General features: G+C 64.1%; 4 protein-coding genes. 1 reads left to right on the top strand and 3 read right to left on the bottom strand.

Going from position 1 to position 6,180, the window contains the following annotated elements; translation table 11 throughout:
• Positions 1–730: 730 nt before the first annotated feature.
• From PLC66_RS22005 to PLC66_RS21995, 3 genes are all read right to left on the bottom strand, one after another.
• Complete coding sequence (locus PLC66_RS22005) at positions 731–1,057, bottom strand: LysR family transcriptional regulator (protein ID WP_270069096.1); 327 nt, start codon at positions 1,055–1,057, stop codon at positions 731–733.
• A gap of 383 nt (positions 1,058–1,440) precedes the next feature.
• Positions 1,441–3,063: a GMC family oxidoreductase gene (locus tag PLC66_RS22000; protein WP_270069095.1), complete on the bottom strand. Its 1,623-nt coding sequence runs from the start codon at positions 3,061–3,063 to the stop codon at positions 1,441–1,443.
• A 142-nt stretch (positions 3,064–3,205) separates the two neighbouring features.
• A complete protein-coding gene (locus PLC66_RS21995) occupies positions 3,206–4,717 on the bottom strand; it encodes a CoA-acylating methylmalonate-semialdehyde dehydrogenase (RefSeq protein WP_270069094.1) in 1,512 nt (503 codons plus the stop codon).
• A 113-nt stretch (positions 4,718–4,830) separates the two neighbouring features.
• Here PLC66_RS21995 and PLC66_RS21990 point away from each other — a divergent pair, with 113 nt between their 5' ends.
• Positions 4,831–5,742, top strand: coding sequence for a LysR family transcriptional regulator (locus tag PLC66_RS21990; protein WP_324544324.1), 912 nt, complete (start codon positions 4,831–4,833; stop codon positions 5,740–5,742).
• Positions 5,743–6,180: the final 438 nt, after the last annotated feature.

The following is a 6,180-nucleotide window of genomic DNA, read 5'->3' as shown; positions in this document are numbered from 1 at the left end:
GCATAGTTGGGATCTGCGCATAGGGGTCGCTATGCAAATCTCTCCATAACGACCCCAAGCTGCCGGATGAGTCTCTGGGGCTCCAGTGGCAGGTGTATGAGTGGAGCGGCCGCCCGTGGGCATAACTCACGGACAAGACCTCTGCCTGAGTTGCTGCCCAGCTTGCTCAATTTGAGCAGCTGCAATCCGGCCGACACCTGCCGCTTGAGGCTCTCAGCGAGCGCGAACTGCAAGTCCTCGATCCTGCGACCTGACCATTCCAGCGCCACCTCGGCTTTCAATGCCGGCGAGTGGTTCCAGCGTGGTTTTCTGCTCATGCTACGGTCTCCTTGTCGGCACGATTCTTGGGCTTTATCACGGAAGCAGCATTCACTTCTCGCCCTGTTCAGATTTCCGGGGCCTCCTCAAATTTCAACGCGCAAAGACATCTAGGCATCAAAGCGCTGCTGAATGCGCCGGATGAGCGCGAACAGTTCAGCATCGACAAGCGCGGCAAGCAATTCGCCGCCCTCGCCGCCGGCCTGGGCTCACAAACCCTTCGGCGAGCGCGAGCGAATTTCGCGCCCTGTTCCGACTCGCGGAACAACCACTGTTGGAAGTCCCTGATCTTGGCCAGATCGGCCCGGGGCCTCAGCATGTTGAACGTGTAAACCCGCATTTGCGGCCCGAAGAGGCCGAGCGGTGCCACAAGCTCGCTGGCCTCGAGATCTCGCCGGGCCAGCAACAAGCTCTATAGGCATACGTCGAGCCCGTCGACCGCCGCGCTGATAGCCATGAACGACCGATCGAAGAGCAGGCCGCGGGAAATGTCGAGCTTGACCGTGCGGTGTCGCCGTATCAATTCTCGCCAGCCGACCAGACATACCTCGCCGTGGATCAGGGTATGGAAGGCGAGGTCACGGGTCTTGCGGATCGGATGATCGCCGTTTATCAGCGCCGGCGCGCACAGGGGCACGATGGTCTCGGGCGGGAGCGGCACCACCATCGTCCCGGGCGGCTGCAGGCGTCGCATGCCGTAGCGGATGTCAAAATCGGTCTGTGTGGTCTCCAGATCCACCGTGCAGGTGCTGAAGTCTGCGGGCCCGTTCCCAATCACCGTGGTCGCAGAGATCCTTGGCTGCTGCCTGCGTGATTTGTGCGTCGAGGCAAATGCTTGAGCGACAAATTGGCGCCGCAAACTTCCGCACCTGCAAACACTTCCTTCTGCACTCTGACCCGCGTTTCTCCGCCCTGGTAATCGATCGCTTATCGCAGAACAGCCGCAACGATCGGCTTCGTTGCTTTCCTGCCCAGAACGGGTTGCCGCTGCTCCTTCACTCTTGACAAGAAAACTGGGCGGGTTGGCTAATCACCGCACCCCGAGCTACATACTAGTCTGTCAGCTTGATTGGTAATACCGGCGCCAGCAAATGCAGCGCGGCTGGCGCCCCGTCTGCAACTTCAGGCTGACCGCAGTCGGTCCTCGCGGATCATCTGCGCGCCGCGTGCCGCGATCATGATCGTCGGCGAGCTGGTGTTGCCGGAGGTGATGGTCGGCATGATCGATGCATCGACCACGCGCAGGCCGCCCAACCCCAACACTTGCAGGCGGGCATCGGTCACCGCGCTCGGATCGTCTTCGCGCCCCATCTTGCAGGTGCCGACCGGGTGGAAGATCGTGGTGCCGATGTTGCCTGCGGCGACCGCCAGATCTTCGTCGGTCTCGAAGCCCGGGCCGGGCAGGTGCTCGACCGGCTTGAACGGTGCCAGCGCGGGCTGGGCCGCGATCTTCCGGGTCAGGCGGATCGCTCTGGCGGCCTTGGCGCGATCTTCCGGATCGGTGAGATACATTGGCGCAATGCGCGGCGCGCTCGCCGGGTCGCGGTCGCGGATCGTGACGTGACCGCGCGATTTCGGGCGCAGGTCGCAAACGCTGGCGGTGAAGGCCGGAAACTTGTGCACCGGGTCGCCGAACTTGTCCAGCGAGAGCGGTTGCACGTGGTATTCGAGGTCTGGGTTTTCGACCGAGGAGTCGGAACAGGCGAACAGGCCGAGCTGGCTCGGCGCCATGGTCAAGGGGCCGCGGCGGAAGAAGGCGTATTCCAGGCCCATCATCGCCTTGCCCCACAGGCTGTTGGCCTGCTGGTTCAGGGTCTTGATGCCGCTCACTTTGAAGATGCTGCGCAGCTGCAGGTGATCCTGCAGGTTGTTGCCGACCCCCTTCAACTCATGGGCGAGTGGAATACCGAGCTCTTGCAGTGTTGCGCCGTCGCCGATGCCCGAGCGCTGCAGGATCGCCGGCGAACCGAGCGAACCAGCCGCAAGCACGGTCTCGATGCGTGCGCGGGCGACGCACTCCTCGCCATCGCGGCGGAAGATGATGCCTTTCACCCGCCGCCCGTCCATCAGCAGCCGGTCGGACAGCGCACCGGTGACGATGGTCAGATTAGGCCGGTGGCGCACCGGATCGAGGAAGCCGCGCACTGCGCTCCAGCGGGTGCCGCGTTTTTGATTGACCTCGAACTGGCTGACGCCGAGGTTATTGCCGCGGTTGAAGTCTTCGGTCATCGGAATGCCCGCTTCCGCGGTAGCTTCGGCGAAACGGTCAAGGATGTCCCAGCGCAGGCGTTGCTGCTCGACCCGCCACTCGCCGCCGCTGCCATGGTGCTCGCTGCCGCCGCGCCAGTTGTCCTCGACGCCCTTGAAGTGCGGTAGTACCGCGTCCCAACTCCAGCCGGCGTCGCCGGTGAGCTCGGCCCATTCGTTGTAGTCGCGGGCCTGGCCGCGCAGGTAGAGCATCGCATTGATCAGCGTCGAGCCGCCGAGCCCCTTGCCGCGGGCGTAGATGATGCTGCGTCCGTTCAGGCCCGGCTCGGGCTCGGTCTTGTAGCACCAGTCGGTGCGCGGGTTGTTGATGCAGTAGAGATAGCCGACAGGGATCTTGGTCCAGATCCATTTCTCGTCGTTGCCGGCTTCGAGCAGCAGCACGCTGACGTCCGCGTCGGCCGAGAGGCGGTTGGCCAGCACGCAGCCCGCAGCACCGCCGCCAACGATGACGTAGTCAAATTCACCGATATCTTTCATGGGAAGTTCCTGAATTCGAATTTTGGAGGGCCGCCGCCCGGCGCGCACGGGGCCGGCGGGATTCCAGCCGCATACGGCGTCGGACCCGATCAGTAGGCGGCGGGCCGAAGCCCGCCGTACAGCTTGTCTTTTCAGTGAAAGGTCAATTGACCGGCATCACGAATTCCGGCCCCTTCGAACCGCTATCCGGCCAGCGTTGCATCACGCTCTTGTAGCGGGTGTAGAAGCGCACGCCTTCCTCGCCGTAGCTGTGGTGATCGCCGAACAGGCTCTGTTTCCAGCCACCGAACGAGTGCCAGGCCATCGGCACCGGCAGAGGCACATTGATGCCGACCATGCCGATCTGGATCTTCTGCGCGAACTCCTGTGCGGTGCGGCCGTCACGGGTGTAGCAGGCGACGCCGTTGCCGAAGGCGTGCGAATTGACCAGCTCGACCGCCTCGGCGAAGGTGTCGACCCGCACCACGCACAACACCGGGCCGAAGATTTCCTCGCGGTAGATCTTCATGTCCGGTGTGACGTTGTCGAACAGCGAGGCGCCGAGGAAGTAACCCTGCTCGCGGCCCGGCACGACCAGCCCGCGACCGTCCATCACCAGCGTCGCCCCTTGCTCGACGCCCGAGGCGATGTAGCCTTCAATGCGCTGCTTGGCTTCGGCGGTCACGATCGGGCCCATGTCGGCACCCTCGGCTTCACCGTCGTTCACCCTCAGCGCGCGGGCACGGGTGGCAACCTTGTCGACCAGTTCGTCGGCGATATGGCCGACCGCGACCGCGACCGAGATCGCCATGCAGCGTTCTCCGGCGGACCCGTAGGCGGCACCGATCAGCGCGTCGGCGGCCTGATCGAGGTCGGCGTCAGGCATTACCACCATATGGTTCTTCGCACCGCCCAGTGCCTGCGAGCGCTTGCCGTTGCGGGCCGATGTCTCGTAGATGTACTTGGCGATCGGGGTCGAGCCGACGAAGCTCACTGCCTGCACGTCGGGGTGGTTCAGCAGACGATCGACCGCGAGCTTGTCGCCTTGGACGACGTTGAACACGCCGGCTGGCAGTCCGGCTTCGCGGAACAGCTCGGCGGTCAGCAGCGAGGGCGAGGGGTCGCGCTCGGAGGGCTTGAGGATGAAGCTGTTGCCGCAGGCGATCGACACCGGCGCCATCCACATCGGGACCATGAACGGGAAGTTGAAGGGCGTGATGCCGGCGGTGACGCCCAGCGGTGCGCGCTGGCTCCAGTTGCTGATGCCGCCACCAACGTTGTCCGAGTACTGCCCCTTGAAGAGCTGGGGGATGCCGCAGGCGAACTCGATGATCTCTAGCCCGCGCTGCACTTCACCCTTGGCGTCCGGGAAGGTCTTGCCATGCTCGCGGGTGATCAGGCGGGCGAGGTCGTCGGTGTGGCGCTCGACCAGTTCCTTCATCTTGAACAGCACCCGCGCGCGCTTCTGCGGCGCCATCGCGCCCCAGGCGTGCTGTGCGGTGGCGGCGCTGGCGACCGCCGCGTCGACTTCCGCTTCGGTGGCCAGACCGACCTGACGGGTCGAGCGACCCAAAGCCGGGTCGAAAACCGGCTGGCTACGCTCGCCGGCCGGACGGGGTTCGTTGTCGATCCAGTGGCCGATGTGCTCGGGGGCGTTGATGTAAGTAAGGCTCATGTCTCTTCCTTCGCTGTGTGACGGTTGTGACGATGGATCGTATTTAGAACCATGTACTACAGAGGGTCCAATGAGTTATTCTTGATTTCGTTATTCGAATTGCTAATTACAGAATGGACTACTCAGGACTGCGCGCGTTCGTCACCGTGGCACGCGAGGGCAACCTCACCCGCGCCGCGGAGCGGCTCTTCGTCACCCAGCCGGCGCTCAGCCTGCAGCTTAAGAAGTTGCATGAATCAATCGGTGTCATGCTCTTCGAGCGGCGACCGCGCGGCATGCGCCTGACCGAGGCGGGGCAGAAGCTGTTGCCGGCCGCCGAGCGGGCGCTGACTGCCGCGGCCGAGTTCCGCGCCGCGGCGACGAGGCTGAAGGGTTCGGTGACGGGACGGTTGCGGCTCGGCACCATCGTCGATCCCGAGTTCCTGCGCATGGGGCCGTTCCTGCGCCTGCTGGCGGAGCGCCACCCCGGTCTGTCGTTCGAACTATCACACGGCATGTCGGGCGCGGTTGCCCGCGAGTTGGAGGCGGGGCGGCTCGACGTTGCTTACGCGCTCGGCCCACCCGGGTTGGCGGAACTGAAGGATCGCTTTTACGTTGTCACGCTAACCGCGTTCGTTTATCGCGTCATTGCTCCGGCAGGCTGGAGCGGCCAGGTGCGGGGGAAAGGATGGCGCGACCTTGCGCGGCTACCGTGGATCGGTACGCCGCCCGACTCAGTCCATTCGCGCCTCTTGAGCCGCATCTTTGCCGCTGAGGGCGTTGCGCAGCGGGTCGTCGCACGGGTCGATCTCGAGCCCTCGATGATCGATCTGGTGAAGTCGGGTGTCGCGCTGGCGCTTGCGCGCGAAAGTCTCGCGCTGCGTGCTGCGCACGCCGAAGGCATCGTCATTGCCGATGCGGTGTCGGTACCCGCCGAACTTGGCTTCATTTGCCGTCAGGAATGCCAAGAGGAGCCACTGATCGCGGCGGCGATGAACATCGTCGAGGAGGTTTGGCACGGCGGGGGTAGAAGCGGCGCGAGTTGATCGCGTGGGCGGCGCGCGTGTAGCAGGTACGATTGGTGAAACGTGAAAGCGCCGTATCGCGCTTTGAAGAAGGGTTCTCTCGTCACCTGATGGAATGGTGGTCGCCAGTTCCGATTTTGCAGTCGGCCTGTCGCTTCAACTCCACGTTGAGAGGTCGCTCTTGCAGCGCTCGGCCGGCTGCCGAGCGTCGAATCTGTGAGTCCGAAGCATCAAGGACCTGCAGTTCGCCCACGCTGAGCGCCGTGTAGCAGGTGTCGGCCGGATTGCCGCCGCTCGATGGGCAGGTCCCTCAGGTCGAGTTGCTCCCGTAGGCAGGACGGCAGTTTTTTGAGTGGAGCTACCTCTCGATCGGCAGCTTGATAGTAAACGCGATGGGCCGGTCGTGGCCGATAGTACGCTGTGGGCATCTTCCCCGATAGCCGCCGCACGCCACGGGCT

The organism is Thauera sp. (assembly GCF_035444905.1).
GTDB lineage: Bacteria > Pseudomonadota > Gammaproteobacteria > Burkholderiales > Rhodocyclaceae > Thauera.
Note: the sequence above shows the minus strand (reverse complement) of the source record. Positions and strands in the feature narration are given on the sequence as shown.

Coding starts and splice junctions, on each gene's coding strand:
- PLC66_RS22000 (WP_270069095.1), bottom strand. CDS start 3,063: ATGAAAGATATCGGTGAATTTGACTACGTCATCGTTGGCGGCGGTGCT.
- PLC66_RS21995 (WP_270069094.1), bottom strand. CDS start 4,717: ATGAGCCTTACTTACATCAACGCCCCCGAGCACATCGGCCACTGGATC.
- PLC66_RS21990 (WP_324544324.1), top strand. CDS start 4,831: ATGGACTACTCAGGACTGCGCGCGTTCGTCACCGTGGCACGCGAGGGC.